A 248-nucleotide genomic window follows, 5' to 3' on the forward strand; every position below is an offset into this window, starting at 1 on the left:
CCCGCGACGCCGCCGCCGCCATCCCCGCCGGCGCCGTCGCCCGCGGCCGAGACAGCGCCGGTCGGCGAGCCCCCCCCCCCCCCCCCCCCCCCCCCCCCCCCCCCCCCCCCCCCCCCCCACCCCCCCCCCCCCCCCCCCCCCCCCCCCCCCCCCCCCCCCCCCCCCCCCCCCCCCCCCCCCCCCCCCCCCCCCCCCCCCCCCCCCCCCCCCCCCCCCCCCCCCCCCGCCGAACGCGTTCGCGGCGAGAT

Annotated in this window: 1 protein-coding gene; it reads right to left on the reverse strand. The window is 93.1% G+C overall.

Annotated elements, in window-relative coordinates; genetic code table 11:
• A partial coding sequence (locus tag NCS67_RS32145) for a hypothetical protein (RefSeq protein WP_250437937.1) occupies positions 1-248 on the reverse strand: 248 nt, incomplete at both ends.

It is taken from the genome of Caballeronia sp. ATUFL_F2_KS9A, from assembly GCF_023630765.1.
GTDB lineage: Bacteria > Pseudomonadota > Gammaproteobacteria > Burkholderiales > Burkholderiaceae > Caballeronia > Caballeronia zhejiangensis.